The organism is Alkalicoccus chagannorensis DSM 18086, from assembly GCF_000429725.1.
Classification (GTDB): Bacteria; Bacillota; Bacilli; order Bacillales; family Salisediminibacteriaceae; genus Alkalicoccus; species Alkalicoccus chagannorensis.
In genome coordinates this window covers 20,140-37,058 of record NZ_AUCK01000024.1, presented here as the reverse complement: position 1 = coordinate 37,058, position 16,919 = coordinate 20,140, and the positions used below count along the sequence as shown (strand labels likewise).

Annotated in this window: 19 protein-coding genes; 12 read left to right on the top strand and 7 right to left on the bottom strand. The window is 52.5% G+C overall.

The features are described 5' to 3' along the window. Positions 1-202: 202 nt before the first annotated feature. Positions 203-1,378, top strand: a complete 1,176-nt coding sequence (gene chrA / locus G477_RS0111415; RefSeq protein ID WP_026698060.1) for a chromate efflux transporter — start codon at positions 203-205, stop codon at positions 1,376-1,378. A gap of 485 nt (positions 1,379-1,863) precedes the next feature. On the opposite strand, the gene cydS (G477_RS0111410) is transcribed toward chrA, so the two are convergent. From cydS (G477_RS0111410) to G477_RS0111395, 4 genes are read right to left on the bottom strand one after another with little or no spacing between them, the layout of a single operon-like run. Next, positions 1,864-2,043 carry a cytochrome bd oxidase small subunit CydS family protein gene (cydS, locus tag G477_RS0111410; protein ID WP_026698059.1) on the bottom strand — a complete coding sequence of 60 codons (180 nt, stop codon included), beginning with the start codon at positions 2,041-2,043 and terminating at the stop codon, positions 1,864-1,866. After that, entirely contained in the window at positions 2,040-2,150 is a 111-nt protein-coding gene (gene cydS / locus G477_RS21710; RefSeq protein ID WP_415783282.1) for a cytochrome bd oxidase small subunit CydS family protein, read from the bottom strand. Before cydS (G477_RS21710) ends, cydS (G477_RS0111410) begins: the two co-directional genes overlap by 4 nt. A 12-nt stretch (positions 2,151-2,162) precedes the next feature. After that, positions 2,163-3,176 (bottom strand): cytochrome d ubiquinol oxidase subunit II, encoded by a 1,014-nt coding sequence (locus tag G477_RS0111400; protein WP_026698058.1) that lies wholly within the window; start codon positions 3,174-3,176, stop codon positions 2,163-2,165. Between the two features lie 14 nt (positions 3,177-3,190). Beyond that, the gene (locus G477_RS0111395; RefSeq protein ID WP_026698057.1) at positions 3,191-4,540 is read right to left on the bottom strand and encodes a cytochrome ubiquinol oxidase subunit I; all 1,350 of its coding nucleotides are present in this window, start codon (positions 4,538-4,540) and stop codon (positions 3,191-3,193) included. 157 nt (positions 4,541-4,697) lie between these two features. Between G477_RS0111395 and G477_RS0111390 the strand changes: the two genes are divergently transcribed. Continuing rightward, on the top strand, positions 4,698-5,267 hold the full coding sequence (locus tag G477_RS0111390) for a response regulator transcription factor (protein WP_026698056.1): 570 nt from the start codon (positions 4,698-4,700) through the stop codon (positions 5,265-5,267). Here G477_RS0111390 and G477_RS0111385 read toward each other — a convergent pair. Then, on the bottom strand, positions 5,264-5,920 hold the full coding sequence (locus tag G477_RS0111385; protein WP_026698055.1) for an NAD(P)-dependent oxidoreductase: 657 nt from the start codon (positions 5,918-5,920) through the stop codon (positions 5,264-5,266). The two genes, G477_RS0111390 and G477_RS0111385, sit on opposite strands and share 4 nt — an antisense overlap. A 111-nt stretch (positions 5,921-6,031) precedes the next feature. Here G477_RS0111385 and G477_RS0111380 point away from each other — a divergent pair, with 111 nt between their 5' ends. From G477_RS0111380 to G477_RS21215, 10 genes are all read left to right on the top strand, one after another. Then, positions 6,032-6,757, top strand: coding sequence for an urease accessory protein UreH domain-containing protein (locus G477_RS0111380; RefSeq protein WP_026698054.1), 726 nt, complete (start codon positions 6,032-6,034; stop codon positions 6,755-6,757). Positions 6,758-6,913: 156 nt separating this feature from the next. Then, on the top strand, positions 6,914-8,065 hold the full coding sequence (locus G477_RS0111375; RefSeq protein WP_026698053.1) for an acyl-CoA dehydrogenase family protein: 1,152 nt from the start codon (positions 6,914-6,916) through the stop codon (positions 8,063-8,065). Between the two features lie 13 nt (positions 8,066-8,078). Further along, a complete protein-coding gene (locus G477_RS0111370; RefSeq protein WP_026698052.1) occupies positions 8,079-9,434 on the top strand; it encodes an acetyl-CoA carboxylase biotin carboxylase subunit in 1,356 nt (451 codons plus the stop codon). Then, positions 9,422-9,637: an acetyl-CoA carboxylase biotin carboxyl carrier protein subunit gene (locus G477_RS0111365; protein ID WP_026698051.1), complete on the top strand. Its 216-nt coding sequence runs from the start codon at positions 9,422-9,424 to the stop codon at positions 9,635-9,637. The genes G477_RS0111370 and G477_RS0111365 overlap by 13 nt, the downstream gene beginning before the upstream one ends. An 11-nt stretch (positions 9,638-9,648) precedes the next feature. Then, positions 9,649-10,560, top strand: coding sequence for a hydroxymethylglutaryl-CoA lyase (locus G477_RS0111360; RefSeq protein WP_026698050.1), 912 nt, complete (start codon positions 9,649-9,651; stop codon positions 10,558-10,560). Next, positions 10,557-11,321, top strand: coding sequence for an enoyl-CoA hydratase-related protein (locus G477_RS0111355; RefSeq protein WP_051287949.1), 765 nt, complete (start codon positions 10,557-10,559; stop codon positions 11,319-11,321). Before G477_RS0111360 ends, G477_RS0111355 begins: the two co-directional genes overlap by 4 nt. A 17-nt stretch (positions 11,322-11,338) precedes the next feature. Then, positions 11,339-12,868 (top strand): acyl-CoA carboxylase subunit beta, encoded by a 1,530-nt coding sequence (locus tag G477_RS0111350; RefSeq protein ID WP_415783281.1) that lies wholly within the window; start codon positions 11,339-11,341, stop codon positions 12,866-12,868. Positions 12,869-12,880: 12 nt separating this feature from the next. Further along, positions 12,881-13,573: a CoA transferase subunit A gene (locus tag G477_RS0111345; protein ID WP_026698047.1), complete on the top strand. Its 693-nt coding sequence runs from the start codon at positions 12,881-12,883 to the stop codon at positions 13,571-13,573. 12 nt (positions 13,574-13,585) lie between these two features. Then, positions 13,586-14,221, top strand: coding sequence for a 3-oxoacid CoA-transferase subunit B (locus G477_RS0111340; protein WP_026698046.1), 636 nt, complete (start codon positions 13,586-13,588; stop codon positions 14,219-14,221). 17 nt (positions 14,222-14,238) lie between these two features. Continuing rightward, positions 14,239-14,409 (top strand): hypothetical protein, encoded by a 171-nt coding sequence (locus G477_RS21215; protein ID WP_170203876.1) that lies wholly within the window; start codon positions 14,239-14,241, stop codon positions 14,407-14,409. Positions 14,410-14,599: 190 nt separating this feature from the next. Here G477_RS21215 and G477_RS0111335 read toward each other — a convergent pair whose 3' ends face one another. Then, on the bottom strand, positions 14,600-15,232 hold the full coding sequence (locus G477_RS0111335) for a 3'-5' exonuclease (RefSeq protein ID WP_026698045.1): 633 nt from the start codon (positions 15,230-15,232) through the stop codon (positions 14,600-14,602). Between the two features lie 359 nt (positions 15,233-15,591). Next, the gene (locus tag G477_RS0111330) at positions 15,592-16,683 is read right to left on the bottom strand and encodes an ABC transporter ATP-binding protein (protein WP_026698044.1); all 1,092 of its coding nucleotides are present in this window, start codon (positions 16,681-16,683) and stop codon (positions 15,592-15,594) included. Positions 16,684-16,919 lie beyond the last annotated feature (236 nt).

Genomic DNA, 16,919 nt, shown 5'->3' with positions numbered 1-16,919 from the left:
TTCATCCGCTTGCGCCGGACGCTTGCTCCGGGGCTAGTCCCTTGAGCGTCGCCGCCTATCGCTGCTTTCATCAAAGAACTACATCAAGCTTGAACAGCGCTTTCGTTTTACAAACGAATGGCGAAGGCAGACAGTAAATAACAAATAAGGACGCAGCTTCATCCAGAATGGATCCCCAGTGAACAAGAAGGAGGTCAACTTTGTGTCCTACATACAGCGTTTAACAGAAATATTTTTGATTTCCCTGCGGCTCGGTCTGACATCGTTCGGTGGCCCAGTAGCGCACCTCGGCTACTTCCGGCATGAGTACGTTGAACGAAGGCAGTGGGTCAGCGACAGGCAGTATGCAGATTTAGTGGCTCTCTGTCAGTTCCTTCCCGGTCCGGCTTCCAGTCAGGTCGGCATCGGCATTGGCATTACCCGCGGAGGGCTTGTCGGAGGCTTTATTTCCTTTCTCGGCTTTACGATGCCTTCCGTCCTGCTTTTGATGGCCGCCGCTGTTTTTTTCCAGCAGCAGGGCTGGATCGAAGCTGGTATCATCGACGGCCTCAAACTTGTAGCCGTAGCCGTAGTAGCCCATGCTGTTCTCGGTATGGGGAAATCACTCGCTCCGGACCGCCCGCGTGTCACGATCGCCGCTGCCGCACTGATCCTGCTGCTGCTGCTTCCGTCCGCGTGGATGCAGGTCGTTGTCATTCTCGCCGGTGGTGCAGCCGGATGGCTGCTGTATCGGCATGAAAAGCCGGAGACCGGAAGCGGGATGCCGGCAGCATTATCGAAGAAAATCGGTGCCGGCAGCCTCACGATATTCTTCCTTCTCCTAGGCGCACTTCCGCTGCTGCGGGCGTTTGCGGACAGCCTGCATGTGCAGATCTTCGACAGCTTTTATCGAGCAGGCGCACTCGTTTTCGGCGGCGGGCACGTCGTGCTTCCGATGCTCGAGCGGGAAGTAGTTCCTGCCGGACTGGTGACAGAAGATACATTTTTAGCCGGCTACGGAGCTGCCCAGGCTGTACCAGGACCGCTTTTTACGTTCGCAAGCTATCTCGGGATGGCGGCGGATGGGATTCCAGGTGCAGTAACCGCCACAGCAGCTATTTTCCTGCCGGCCTTTCTCCTTATTATCGGAGCCCTCCCGTTCTGGATGCTGCTTCGGCAGTATGCCCCGATGCGTGCTGCGCTGATGGGCGTGAACGCGGCGGTGATCGGTGTGCTGCTCGCTGCTTTCTATGATCCGATTTTTACGACAGCAGTAGAAACACCGGTGGATCTCGCGTTTGCCGTATTGATGTTCACGCTGCTCTATCACTGGAAGCAGCCGGCTTGGCGGATTGTCCTTGTCGGTGTCCTTGGGGGGCTCCTTCTCGCTCTTTTATGACACAAGAAAAGGATGCGCCATGCAGCCGGATGGCTATCCGTTCACGTAAGAAGCGTTAAAAACGCCGCCCCCCTCACCTGGCGCTGGTGAAGGGGGCGGCGTTTTCTTGCATTATAAGAATGTATAAGTTTTCATACAAGGTGACGGCGGCTCCATGCGCTGCACGGGAAGAAACAGAACCTTTTTCTTCCCTCGGAAAGCTTGCAGCGCTTCCGCACACCGTTCCGACCAAAAGGCGCTCTGCGCTTTTGTTCCATGATAGGAATGTAGAAGTTTTCATATAGGGTGACGGCGGCTTCGTGCACCGCCCGGGAAGGGCAATCACCCGTTTTTCCCTTTAAAAACCTGCAGCACGACCCGTTCCGCGATTTTGATCCAAGAGAGAGATCTGGCTGCTGAAATAAGAATAGATCTGCATTGACCAGCATACCTTGGAAGCGGGAATATGCCCTGGAGGAAGTGATCACTTTCCTGCGTTGTTTTATTTATGATGCAGTATGCGTTTTTTCGCTTTCGTGCAGCACTTCTTCTTCATAAGGAGCAGGAACTTGGTTATCGAGAAACGCAGGAGCTTTTGCTTTTGTGGCCCAGACGAAGACGAGAGCAACACAAGCAAACAGCGTCAGCTGCGGTGCAACAAGAATGAGAAAATCATTTAAGGTCATGGACGATCTTCCTTTCTGTTCGTGTTATTTTTCTTCCGTTTTGCTCCCCAGAAGAATAAGAGGAGCAGGCAGCCAATCAGTACGAGCGGCGGGGCAATGTCAGTCATCAGAATCCTCCTTTACCTGCGGCCTTCTACGTACTCTGCATCAAACAAGAAGAGACGCATCAGCAGATAGAGAGAAGGGATTAGCAGAAGCAGTCCTGCGATGAAAGCAATGACAAGTGCCAGCGCCATCGCATCGTTTGTAAAGCCATCATAAATCGTCAAATACGGATAAAGCAGGTACGGCAGATGGGCAGCTCCGTAAGCAAAGAAAGCCGCGAAGTACTGCACCATGACGAGAATGAATGCTGTACCGTACTTTTTTCGTTTCCAGATGAAATAGAGAGCACCGGCGAAAGCAGCAAAGGAGACGGCAAACATCCACCAGAGATCGAGCATGCCTTCGAAATGGGTCGGATTTCTTCTGCCTAGAAGGAAGAAGACAATGATACCCATACCGATGGCTGGTCCCGCCCAGATCAGCGCGTACTTACGGAGCAGCTCCAGTGCCGTCTGGTCTTTCGCTCTTGCAGCATAATAAGTGAGGAACGCAGCCGAGATAAACAGCACGCTGACGACTGCAAGAATGACGACTCCCCAGGAATAAAGACTGGTAAAGAGTTCCCCATAGAGAAGCTGGACATTGTCTCCCTGCACCTGAATATAACCGCCTTCAGACACGGTCAGTACCGTCGTCAAGGAGGCAGGAATCAGCAGTCCCGTAGCACCGTAGAGAAAATTATAGAAGCTGCTTTCCTTCGCCCCGTAGGTTGCGAATGCGTAATACGAGCCGCGGATGGCGAGCAGGATAATCGCCACGCTTCCCGGTATCAAGAGCGCCGTTCCGTAATAGTAGGCGGTATCCGGAAAGAATCCGACGATGCCGATAAAGAAAAATACGAGAAAGACGTTCGTGACTTCCCAGACAGGAGAAAGGTAACGCTGAATAATAGAATGGATTTTATGATCTTTTTTCGTCCGCTTCGTGTAGTAGCTGAAAAAGCCAGCACCGAAATCCACGGATGCGACGATCAGGTATCCGTACAGGAACAGCCAGAGTACGGTAATACCAATGATTTCATAGGACATGTGCCTCCTCCTCTCTAGCGGATGTCGTAGTTGTCGATGCCGCGTTTATGCATTTCTTTTTCCACAGGATTACGCTGGAACATCTTCTTCAGTACCGTAATACAGGTCACGCCGAGTACGGTGTAGAGAAGGGCGAAGAGAATCAGCATAAGACCGACGTGGTCCGACGTGGTAGCTCCTTCTGATGTTCTCATGATGCCGTTCAGGATCCATGGCTGTCTGCCGACTTCGGCAAAAATCCAGCCGGATTCCATCGCTACAATCGACAGCGGACCGCCGGCAGCAATCATCATCAGCAGAGGTTTGTTAAACGCGTTCCAGCCCTTTTTCCAGTTCATGAAGACGAACAGCATGCTGACAAAGGCCAGGTACATACCGATACCCACCATCAAGTCAAAGAAGTAATGTACGAAAAGGGGTGGAAGTTCATCTTCATCAAAATCGTTCAGACCGGTCACTTCCGTATCCGGAGAAAAGCCAGCAAGGATGCTTAACGCATAAGGAATTTCCAGCGCGTATTCGACTTCCCCTTCGTCAGTTAAGATACCTCCGAGAATTAAGGGTGCTTCGGTTTCTGTTTCGAAGTGCCACTCGGCAGCGGCGAGCTTTTCCGGCTGGTATTCGTGCAGGTACTTGCCGGAGAAATCCCCGATTGCCGCGGTCCCGAGCGCAAAAACAGCACCAGCGATCATCGTAAGATGCAGCGCCTTCCGGTGATAAACAGATTTATTGCCACGGATGATCTTCACTGCTGCAATCGCACCGAGCACGAACGCAGCGGTCAGATAACAGGTGATAATCACATGAGACACTTTCGTCGGTGTTGCCGGATTGAACATGGCTTCGATTGGGCTGACGTTTGTGACAACACCGTTCACCATTTCAAATCCCTGCGGCGCGTTCATGAACGCATTCACCGTAGTAATGAAGAAAGCACTTGCAGTGGCTCCGATCACAATCGGAATAACAAGCAGGAAGTGCTTCATCTTAGATTTGAACCGGTCGAACGTGTACAGGTAAATACCGAGAAAGATCGCTTCGAAGAAGAAGGCGAACGTTTCCATGAACATCGGAAGGCCGATGGTGTGGCCGGCCGCCTGCATAAAGTTCGGCCAAAGCAGGCTCAGCTGCAGTCCCATGGCGGTTCCTGTCACGACACCGACGGCTACCGTAATCACGAAGCCGCGGGCCCACCGCCTGGCCAGAAGCGTGTAGTGAGGGTCGTTACGCTTGATTCCCATCCACTCTGCGATAGCGATCATCATCGGAATGCCGACCCCGATCGTAGCAAAGATAGCATGAAAGCCAAGTGTCAAATACGTTAATATACGACTTAAGAGGACGGGATCATTTTCAAAAAACATGGTGTCTCCCCCCGGAATGTCAATGTCATTTCTTGCGTGCAGATTAATCATAGTAGATAATGTGAAAAAGACGTCATAGGGGATAACCCCTACTTAATGTGAATTTGTGAGCAATTGTTGAACGACAGGATACAAATTTGTGAACGGAGGAATATACATGCGTATACTGCTCGGAATTACCCATCCGTTGATCCGGTACGGACTGGAGCAGCTGCTCCGGGATCTGGAGAGTATTGAGTACATGGTGACCGTAGAAACAAAAGAAGACGCATTGAAAAAGCTGCAGCAGTTCCCGTTTGACCGGGTGGTGCTGCACGATGGGCTGAGCGGCGTTCTTCCGATCGTCAGTCTCCGGAAACAGGCCGGACGTGCGCTGTTTATCCTGCTTTATGAGAAGCAGCCGGGTGTGGACAGTATGTATTTTCATTATCGAATGGCGGCAGACACACGAATAGAGGGGTGGGAGAAAAACTGGAGGTCGATGAAAAGGACCGCTGCTTCGACGGAGATTGCAGCAGCTGGCCCGCAGGAAGGGGAGATGACGAGGCGTGAAGAGGAAGTCTTTCGATTGAAAGTGAACGGCTATTCCGTCCGGGACAGTGCTCAGCTGTTAGGCATCACCTCGAAAACGGTGGAGAATCACCGGAGGAATATCGCTAAAAAGCGACAGTTGAAAAACAATCAGGACTGGATCAAAGAGGCAGCCGCGCTGGGCTGGCTGCCTTAGTGTGAACGCGCCGTTCCCGGCTCAACGATACCGATTCTTTTTCGGTAGAAGTCTTCGTTCCAAAGATGCGTATAAGCAAACCATCCGGTGTTGCCGGTGGTCACCTGGGATCCGTCCTCAGGAAGCACCTGGATATCCCAGGCTACATTCTCGTCTGCCGGGCCGTCCGGGAGGTACGTCGGACAGATGACCGTAAAATCGAGTCCAGCATCCCGCAGTGATTCATAAGCGGCAGCATGCTCCTCTGCCGCGCGTGTGGTCGTTCTGCGTGACTCTTTGGACTGGAAACGGTACACATCCGGTTCATCCCGGGCATCGAGAATTCCTGCAGTGCCGATGGTTACAATTCGACTGACGCCCTGGTCTTTCATGCCGCTGATGATCAGCGGAACAGCGGCAGTGAGCGTATCGCTTTTATCTGTAGACAGAGCACTCACTACAGCATCAAACGTGTCTTGTTCAAACATCCGCCGGACGATACCGGCATCTTTGGCATCTCCTTCGATGATCTGGACATTCGGGTGCTCCTGCAGTTCTGAAGGCAGCCGCTTAGGCGAACGGACGAGCACCGTGCACGTATGGCCGTCCTGAACAGCCCGTGTCAGAATATCTTTCCCTACTCTACCGGTACTTCCGAAAATGGCAAATTTCATGTAATCCCTCCTGCTCCGGCAATTCCCTTCTGAGCGGGTTGTTAATCGTCGTCCACACGGTTCTTCTCTGCTATAATGAACCCGAATTATGAAAAAGGGGGAGGGATGATCGTGTTTGAAACAGTGGATGCAGTGACGCAGGTGATCCGTGATCCCTTCATGAATGCAGCGAGACAGGCGGAATCCCTGCCTATTCTGTTTGCATTTTTACTAGGTATCGTTGGTGCACTGGCCCCGTGTCAGATTTCCGGGAACGTCAGTGCCATGACGCTGTATGGAACAAAGTCGATGAAAGATAAAATATCTTGGAGCGATACGCTCTGGTACCTGATGGGGAAAGTGACGGCTTTTTCTATGCTCGGACTGATTGTTTTTCTGCTCGGTCAGGAATTTCAGCGCCAGCTGCCTATCTTTTTTGAACCGATGCGCCAGCTGCTCGGACCGGTGCTGATTTTCGTCGGACTTTACATGCTGGGAATTCTGCAGCTGACGTTCCGGTTCCGGACCATGCCGTCGATATTCCGCGGAAAAAAAACAGGTCCTTTCCTGCTCGGATTCAGTTTCTCTCTCGGGTTCTGTCCGACGATGTTTCTGCTTTTCTTCCTGCTGCTCATGCCGGCAGCTGTTCAGTCAACCGGCGGCGTCTTTCTTCCTGCTCTTTTCGCTGTGGGGACAGCCCTGCCCTTTCTGCTTATGATGGGCATCATCTGGTTTCTTGACCTTGGCGGAAGTGCGGTCCGCAAAAGCAGAAAAATAGGAGAAGCTGTTCAGAAAGCGGCAGGCGCCTTCATGATTTTATACGGTATACTGGATATCATGACCTTCTGGACGATCTGAACGCATCAACAGAACCTCTAGGAGAAAGCGTTTACACGGCAGGTCGTTTACTATATAATGAAAAAAAGCGGCGGCTTTCTGAGCGAGTGTTCAGTCAGTCGTTCTTTTTCCGGATGTTTTGTAAGCCCTTACATAATCATGAGAGGAGCGGCTGTAATGAACTTTGATCTGACGAAAGAACAGCAGATGATTCAGCAGATGGCCAAAGATTTTGCAGAGAAGGAAGTAGCACCAAAAGCGGAAGCGATTGACAAAGAGGAACGTTTCCCGGAGGAATTGTTTCAACAGATGGGGGAGCTGGGATTTCTCGGTATTCCCTTTCCAGAAGCCTACGGGGGATCGGGCGGGGATACGATGTCTTATATCCTGGCAGTGGAAGAAATCGGGAAAGCCTGCGGATCCACCGGTCTCAGCTACGCAGCAGCAGTGTCCCTCGGAGCATCACCTATTTATCATTTTGGCACCGAAGAGCAGAAGGAGCGCTTCCTCGTTCCGCTGGCTTCCGGCGCATCGCTCGGGTCTTTCGGTCTGACGGAACCGAATGCCGGATCGGATGCAGGTGGTACGAGAACGAAGGCCGTTAAAGACGGGGCGGAGTATGTGCTTAATGGAGAGAAATGCTGGATTACGAACGCCACGTATGCGTCCACCGTCATCGTGACGGCTGTTACCGGGGAACGTCCGGACGGCCGGAAAAACATCTCCGCCTTCATCGTTCCGACCGATACTCCCGGCATGTCGATCCGGGCAGAATACGAAAAGATGGGGGTACGCGGTTCCAATACGACCGAAATTCTCCTGAACGATGTTCGGGTACCGGAAGCAAATATTCTCGGCAGTCCCGAGAAGGGGTTCGGTCAGTTTCTGCACACGCTGGACGGGGGCAGGATTTCGATAGCTGCGCTGGCACTCGGCATTGGCAAGGCAGCGTATGAAGCAGCGCTCGCCTACAGCCGGGAAAGAAAACAGTTCGGCCGCCACATCGGAAGCTTCCAGGCGATTCAGTTTAAACTCGCCGACATGGCAATGGAACTGGAGCTCGCTGAAAACATGGTCCGTAAAGCGGCCTGGCTGAAAGATCACGGGAAACCGTTCAAAAGAGAAGCGGCGATGGCTAAATTGTACGCATCGGAAGCGGCAACAAGAGCCTGTAATGAATCTCTCCAGATCCACGGCGGCTACGGGTATATGCGTGAATATAAAATTGAACGCTTCCTGCGTGATGCGAAATTGATGGAGATCGGCGAAGGGACTTCGGAAATTCAACGGCTCGTGATCGCCCGTGAGATTGGATGCCCATCAGAATGAAAGGAGCGATAGAATGCATACACTGCTGATTGCCAACAGAGGAGAAATCGCATGCCGGATTATCCGAACGTGCCGAGAGCTGGGTATTACGAGTGTCGCCGTCTACTCGGATGCTGATGAACAGAGTCAGCACGTGAAACTGGCTGACCGCGCCTGCCATATTGGTGGTTCAAGAGTGCACGAAAGCTACCTGAACATAGAACATATTCTGCAGGCCGCGAAAGACAGCGGGGCCCAGGCCGTTCATCCCGGGTACGGCCTGCTTTCAGAGAACGCAGCCTTCGCCGAACGAGTAGAGGCGGAAGGGCTTCTATTCATCGGACCGCAGCCAGACGTGATTGCGCAGATGGGGGATAAGATTCAGGCGAGAAATGTGATGAAAGAAGCCGGAGTGCCGGTAGTTCCCGGCCGAGAGCTGGCGTCGATCGAGGAAGCAGACCTGAACGAGGCAGCAGCAGCTGTTTCCTTTCCGCTCATGCTGAAAGCAGCAGCCGGAGGAGGGGGCATTGGTATGCAGCGGGTCGATAATGAAACGGAACTCTTGAAAGCAGCTGCATCGGTCGCCAAAAAGGCAGAAACCTTCTTTGCCTCCTCCCTGTTATATCTGGAGAAATACGTGGAAGAACCCCGTCACATTGAGGCACAAATCTTCGGGGACGACCGTGGCAGTATGTCCTGCATCGGGCTTCGGGATTGTTCTGTTCAGCGGCGTCATCAGAAAGTGATCGAAGAAGCGCCGCCTCCTGGACTGAGTAAACAGACCGAAGAGGCCTTGCAGACCGCCGCGGTCCGTGCCGCTTCTCACCTGCAGTATAAAAACGCCGGTACGGTAGAGTTTCTCGTGGATAAAGAAGAGAACATCTATTTTCTCGAGATGAATACGCGCCTGCAGGTCGAACATCCTGTGACGGAAGAAACGACGGGAGCCGATCTGGTTGCATGGCAGCTGGCAGTGGCGGAGGGGAAACGACTGGATGAGCTTCAGTATACGCAGCCAGCACACGCCTATGCCCTGGAAGTCCGCCTGTACGCCGAGGATCCGAAGACGTTCTTCCCTTCTCCGGGAACGATCACCGAATGGGAGATTCCTGACTTTCCGTTTCTCCGGTGCGATGTCGGATTTACGAACGGAGATACGATCACCCCTTTTTATGATCCGATGGCAGGAAAATTGATTGTGCACGCCGAATCCAGAGAGCAGGGGATCAGCCGGATGATACAAGTGCTGGAGAGGACATCCATTTCCGGTATTAAAACGAATGTCCCGCTGCTGCTCGATATCCTGCAGGATTCTGCGTTTCAACAGGGGAAAGTGACCACGCATTTTTTAACCGATAAAAAAGAGGAGGAAGCGGCATGGAAGAAATAAAAGCATCAATGGCAGGGAACGTATGGAAAATCACGGTGAATACCGGAGATGAAGTGAAGCCGGGGGATGAAGTTGTGATTCTGGAGTCGATGAAAATGGAGATCCCGATAGCTGCTGAATCAGCAGGTACGGTGGAATCGATCGTCGTAGAGGAAGGAAGCTTTATTAACGAAGGCGATGTACTTGTAAAAATCCAGTCTTAGGAGGTGCCTCGATGCCAATGCCTGCGGAAGTAATGCTCCGTGAAGTAGGGCCGAGAGATGGTCTTCAGAACGAACAAGCGATTATTCCAACAGAGAAGAAAGTAGCCTGGATCGAAAAATTGATGGATGCAGGACTGCGCTACATTGAAGTGTCTTCTTTTGTTTCGCCTAAATGGATTCCTGCTCTGGCCGATGCTGACGATGTGTTCCGCTACCTGACCCGGCGGGAGGAAGTCACCCTCGCCGCGCTCGTGCCGAACCCGAAAGGACTGGAGCGTGCACTGCGGGCGGAGGTGGATGAAGTGAGTGTATTTATCTCGGCTTCAGATACCCATAACCGCCGGAACGTCAATAAATCCATAGAAGACACGCTGCCTGTTCTCCAAGAGGTGACCAGGGAGGCAAAGAAGGCAGGAAAAACAGTGCGCGGCTACGTCTCGATGGTCTTCGGCTGTCCGTATGAAGGGCAGATCAGCACCCCGCAGGTAGAGAAAGTCAGCCATGCTCTGCTGGAAAGCGGAATCGACGAGCTGTCTCTCGGCGACACGATCGGAACAGCAAATCCAAAGCAGGTCACGCACGTTCTGCGGCAGCTGAAAACAACCATTCCAACAGGGAGAATGGCGCTTCACCTCCACAATACGAGAGGCCTTGCTGCAGCGAACATCGTAGCCGGACTGGAGCAGAACATTCAGATTTTTGACAGCGCTTCCGGCGGTCTCGGCGGCTGTCCTTATGCGGACGGGGCTTCGGGCAACATTGCTACAGAAGATGTCCAGTATTTAATGGAATCCATGGGTATTGCCACCGGGGCGGACCTGAACAGATTGATAGAGGCGGCGGCTTTTATCGAGCCGCATACCGCGCGTGGACTGGCCAGTTACCAGGCAGCGCTCGTACCAAGAGGGGAGGACGGCGCATGATCAAGACGATGATCGAAGGATATACTGCCACGGCTGTCATCGACCGCCCGGAGGCAGCCAATGCACTCTCCAAACAAGTGCTGGAAGAACTCTCCTCCGTTCTTGCATCCTGGGCTGGAAGGGAAGACATTCGATGTGTCATCCTTACCGGCAGCGGTGCGAAAGTGTTTTCGGCCGGCGCCGATTTAAAGGAGCGCGCTCAAGTGCCGGAATCTGAAGTATGGACAGCAGTGTCATCCATCAGAAGCCTGATTGAGCAGGTGTATGCGATGCCGAAACCAGTCATTGCTGCCTTGAACGGCGCTGCTTTCGGAGGAGGACTGGAACTGGCTGCCGCCTGTGATTTCAGAATCGGCCGGGCAGACAGCACGTTCACAATGTCGGAAACCGGCCTGGGCATTATCCCCGGCGGGGGCGGAACGCAGCGGCTGCCGAGATTGATCGGCGAACAGAACGCCAAGGCCATGATCCTCGCCGGCCGCAGCCTGAATGGGGAGGAAGCAGTGTCGACCGGCCTGTTTCTCTGTACTTCGGACAATCCATACGCAGCCGCTCAGGAACTTGCCCAGGACATTGCTGCTCGTGCTCCACTGGCTGTTCAGTATGCCAAACAAGCGGTCAACAGCGGCTTGCAGGTTCCATTGGATGAGGGCATGAAGATAGAAGAACGCGAATACAAAAAAACCATCGGCACAGAAGACCGGCGGGAAGGGTTGAACGCATTCAAGGAAAAGCGAAAGCCCCATTATGAAGGAAAGTGAGAACGGGAGGACTGTATATGACGATGAAGCTGGACCGCTCCTGGAAGGAACGAGTGGAAGAAATTGAAAAAGGCGGCGCTGCGAAGTATCACGAGGCAAATGAAGCCAAAGGAAAAATGTTTGTGCGTGAACGGCTCGCGCTGCTGTTTGATGATGCAGCCTGGAAAGAAGACGGCAGGTTTGCCAATGCCGAAACGGAAGGGCTGCCGGCAGACGGGGTAATCACAGCTGTCGGAAAAGTAGACGGCCGAACCGTGTGCGTTCTGGCAAATGACTCCACTGTGAAAGCCGGCTCCTGGGGATCGCGCACGGTGGAAAAGATGATCCGTATTCAGGAAACGGCGATGAAGCTGAAAGCGCCGATGTTTTACTTAGTGGACAGCGCCGGCGCACGGATTACCGATCAGATTGAGATGTTCCCCAACCGGCGAGGAGCCGGCCGTCTGTTTCATAATCAAGTGAAGATGTCCGGCATGGTTCCACAGATTTGTGTGCTGTTTGGACCCTCAGCAGCAGGAGGTGCCTACATCCCTTCTTTTTGTGACGTCGTGATTATGGTGAAAGGCAATGCATCGATGTACCTCGGTTCTCCCCGGATGGCGGAGATGGTTATCGGAGAGAAAGTGTCGCTGGAAGAGATGGGCGGGGCATCGATGCACTGTTCTGTTTCCGGCTGTGGCGACGTCCTGGCCGAGGATGAAACATCGGCGATTGCTTCAGCCAGGACGTATTTCACCTACATGCCGGAACGCTACAGCAGCCGCCCTCCTGAGGCTCCATCGGTTCCCGCTGTCGAAACAGACCTGGAAGGCATGATCCCTGCAAATCAAAATGCGCCGTTTAACATGCATGACTTTATTGACGGTATTATTGATGAAGGCAGTTTCTATGAAATAAAAGCTCTCTTCGCCAAAGAACTGATTACTGGGTTTGCACGGATCGACGGCCGGGCTGTTGGTATCGTTGCCAATCAGCCGAAGCAGAAGGGGGGCGTGCTCTTCCATGATTCAGCCGATAAAGCCGCACGCTTCATCACTCTCTGTGATGCGTTTCAGATCCCGCTTCTTTTCCTTGTAGACGTTCCGGGATTCATGATCGGGACAAGGGTTGAACAGGCGGGCATCATACGGCACGGGGCGAAAATGGTAGCAGCCATGTCCGAGGCTGTTGTGCCGAAAATCTCCGTCATCGTGCGGAAAGCATACGGAGCAGGTCTATATGCGATGGCAGGGCCCGCATTTGAACCGGATGCCTGTATTGCCCTGCCTTCTGCTCAGATTGCCGTTATGGGTCCTGAAGCGGCCGTCAATGCGGTGTATGCCAATAAAATCGCCTCTCTCCCAGAAGAGGAGCGTCCGGCTTTTACGGCTGAAAAGAGAAAAGAATACCAGGAGAACATCGATATTTACCGCCTCGCCTCGGAGCTGATCGTAGATGACGTTGTTCCGCCCGATCAGCTTCGGGACGTCTTGACAGAACGGTATCATCTCTATGAGAACAAAGAGGTTGTTTTCTCAGAGCGGAAACATCCAGTCTATCCAGTGTAGAGGAGGATCTTCATGAAACCACTATTTCAATCAGCGGAAGAGGTTATTAACGGCCTGGAAGATGGTGCGGTGATTCTTGCAGGGGGATTCGGCCTCTGCGGCATTCCAGAACATGTCATTCAGGCGATAGCCGATAAAAACTTGAAAAACTTGACGATTGTATCAAACAACTGCGGTGTGGATGACTGGGGTCTCGGGCTGCTGCTCGAAAAAAAGCAGATTGATAAAATTTATGCGTCCTACGTAGGGGAGAACAAAGAATTTGAACGTCAGGTGATTAACGGGGAGCTGGAAGTAGAGCTCGTACCGCAGGGGACGCTCGCGGAAAAGCTGAGGGCAGGCGGAGCAGGAATCCCTGCTTTTTATACTCCTGCCGGCGTCGGAACGAAGATTGCAGAAGGGAAAGAAGTGCGTGAATTTCACGGCAGGCCGTATCTGCTCGAGGAGGCGATTACGGGGGATGTGAGTATCGTCCGAGCCCATACGGGAGACACCTTCGGCAACCTCGTCTACCGAAAAACTGCTCAAAACTTCAATCCCATGATTGCAGCAGCCGGCAGGCTGACGATTGCCGAAGTGGAGCATCTTGTGGAGCCGGGCACGATTGATCCGCATCACATCCACACTCCGGGGATTTACGTTGACCGCATGCTGCAGGCAGAGCAGGAGAATCGAATCGAGCGCCGGACGGTAAAAGAAGGATAAGGAGGGATTCCGATGGACAAACAGGAAAAAAGGGCAACCATTGCGAGGAGAGCAGAAAAAGAAATCCAGAGTGGAGATTATGTCAATCTCGGCATCGGGATGCCGACGATGGTGGCGAACTATCTCGATCCACAAAAAGAGGTGATGCTGCAGTCCGAAAACGGCCTGCTCGGTATTGGACCTTATCCGACGGAAGAAGAACTGGATGCCGATCTGATTAACGCCGGAAAAGAGACGGTGACTACAGCGAAGGGAGCCGCCTTTTTCAGCAGCGCAGAATCTTTTGCGATGATCCGGGGCGGCCATATTGACGTTGCGATTCTCGGAGCAATGGAAGTGGCAGCCGGCGGGGACCTCGCCAACTGGATGATCCCGGGTAAAATGATCAAAGGGATGGGCGGTGCCATGGATCTGGTCCACGGAGCAAAGCGGGTGATCATCATCATGGATCATGTGAGCAAAGATGGGACTCCGAAAATCGTACAGGAATGCAGTCTGCCTTTAACCGGGAAAGGCGTAGTAGACCGCATCATCACCGACCGGGCTGTCATCGATGTGACGCCGCAGGGGTTGAAATTAAAAGAAATTCTCGACGGGTCGAGCTTTGAAGAGATTCAGGCAGTGACAGGACCGCCGCTGCTGTCCTGAGAGGAAGGTTGAATCGGTTGCTGCGCGTGTTTGCGATAGGACGACTGGAGCGTCAGCGATCCGTAGAAGTCGGCCATGTTGCATCGATACCGGTGCTTTCGGAAGAGAAACCGGGAACCATCTACCATCGGCGTAAAACCGACGTGGAAGCCGTTGTTGGATTTCTGAAGTCACCAGCATGTCGGTGAGAGGCAAAGCGAAGGTAAAACAGGAACTCGGGTTTGCACTCCTGGCAGTGAACGTTATGTAAAAACAAAACGCTTTCGACGATCCCACTTGGGTCATCGAAAGCGTTTTTTACGTGCAGGAAAACGATGTTGTCCCAGCCTCGCTCAGAGTTCCATTCAGAGGGGGAGCTACTCGCAGAGCAGGATGCCGTTACCTTCCTTCGAGAAAAGCAGGAGAAGCACCACTTTTCCGCATTTTCTTATTCCTGCCGGGTGTGATGTGCGCACCTGGTGCCAGCGTACCGTTGGAGAGCTGCAGCCGCTGAAGAAACGTTTCCTCATCAAAAGCTTGATGAATCTCCTCGGCGCGCAGCATAATTTCTGCACATACTTGTGCATCCTCCAGTGCGTGGTGGTGCTGAAAAGATACCCCCAGCTCATGGGCGACAGTGGAGAGCTTGAAATTGTAAAACTCCGGCCACGTCTTTTTGGCGATCTGAACCGTACAATTATAGGATGCGCGAGGATACTTCAGCTGATGAACATCCAGAGCGGAGCGAAGGACACGCATATCAAAAGACGCATTATGTGCAACGAGCAGCTGGCCTTCCAGATAAGGGGACAGGTCCGGCATCAGCTCATCGAAAGTCGGTGCATCTTTGACATCGTCCCATGTCAAGCCGTGCACGCGCACGCAGGCAGGGTCAAAGTAAGACGTGTACGGACGGATCAGAGAGTAGCCGGTTTCGTATATCTCGCTGTTCCGTATGTGGACAAAGCCGATAGCGCAGGCACTTCCCGCCTCTCTGGATGCCGTTTCAAAATCAATCGCGGTAAAATTCATCGTGATCCTCCAAACGTATGTTTCCTATCATTGTAGCAGATGACCGCCCGCTGGAAAAGGACGAGTCCTCCTGTTTTTGCATGCAGCTTGTTGTGCAGTGAGAAGAGACAACATGGAACGGACGACATTTGCTGCTTCCTGGGGGTTCTGAACTAGAATCAGGCGCAGCAGATCAAAGGCATGGATCCCCGTTTTGATTGGAACGGCGTGCCGAAAAAACAAAGGCATTCACTCTTGACGGGGAGCGGCCCCTACTGACGTCTTCCTTCATAAAAATGTAGATAAAAAAGCAGAAAACCGGCGGGAAGGCCGGCTTTCTGCAAAGGGGGAATGAATCTATATTACCAAATAATAGGGTATTAGCGGATGCGCTGTTCGTCGTCTGGATCAAAGAAATGCGCTTTGTTCATATCAAACGCAAGTTCCATAGCCGAACCACTGTAGACATCTGTACGGGAATCGACACGTGCTACGAATTCCTGGTCACCTACTCGGGAGTAAAGGTAGGATTCAGCACCCATCAGCTCAGATACTTCGATCGTTGCTTCAAATTTCGTGTTTTCCGAAGCATCGAGGAAGACCGGCTCATCATGGATATCCTCTGGACGAATGCCGAGGATGAGATCCTTTTGATCATACCCTTCAAGCATTTTCATTTTGCCGGCAGGCACCTGTACTTTATGGCCGTTCATTTCGAACGTGTTGCCGGTAAGCTTTCCGTGCAGGAAGTTCATCGCAGGAGAGCCGATGAAGCCGCCGACGAAAATGTTTTCCGGATAATCATAAATATCCTTCGGAGCGCCGACCTGCTGGACCAGCCCGTCCTTCATGACAACAATCCGGGACGCCATTGTCATTGCCTCAGTCTGGTCGTGCGTAACATAGATGGTCGTCGTCTGCAGTCGATGGTGGAGCTTGATGATCTCTGCACGCATTTGAACACGGAGTTTAGCATCCAGGTTGGACAGCGGCTCATCCATGAGAAATACTTTCGGATTTCGTACGATCGCTCGTCCGAGGGCAACACGCTGGCGCTGACCACCGGACATTGCTTTCGGTTTACGGTCGAGCATTTCTGTAAGGCCGAGAATTTTGGCCGCGTTCTGGACGCGCTCATCAATTTCGTTTTTAGGGAACTTACGCAGCTTCAGGCCGAATGCCATGTTTTCGTAGACGTTCATGTGCGGATACAGCGCGTAGTTCTGGAATACCATCGCAATGTCGCGGTCTTTCGGGGCCACATCGTTCACCCGGTCTTCGCCGATGTAGAGGTCCCCTTTAGAGATATCCTCCAGGCCGGCTACCATCCGGAGAGTAGTGGACTTTCCGCAACCGGACGGCCCTACGAAGACGATAAATTCCTTGTCTTCAATGTTGAGGTTGAAATCCGTTACTGCCTGAACTTCTCCATCGTAAATTTTATAAAGGTTACTGAACGTAATATCTGCCATGTTAAAACTCCTCCCAAACTCATTCTCTGTTTTTCTGAACTGATGTCAGTGTAACGTGAAAAGGGTTTCATATCTATTGGCACAGTGCACAAAAAAACGCTTACAACTTTGTGCACTGTGCGGAATAGGGGAGAGACCGCATCTGTCACGGTCTTCGTATCGACACTTCAGCCAGCGTTGGAGGCTTGGACCGGGTACAGAAAAAATCACGCCGGTCTACCGGCGTGACCGTTTGG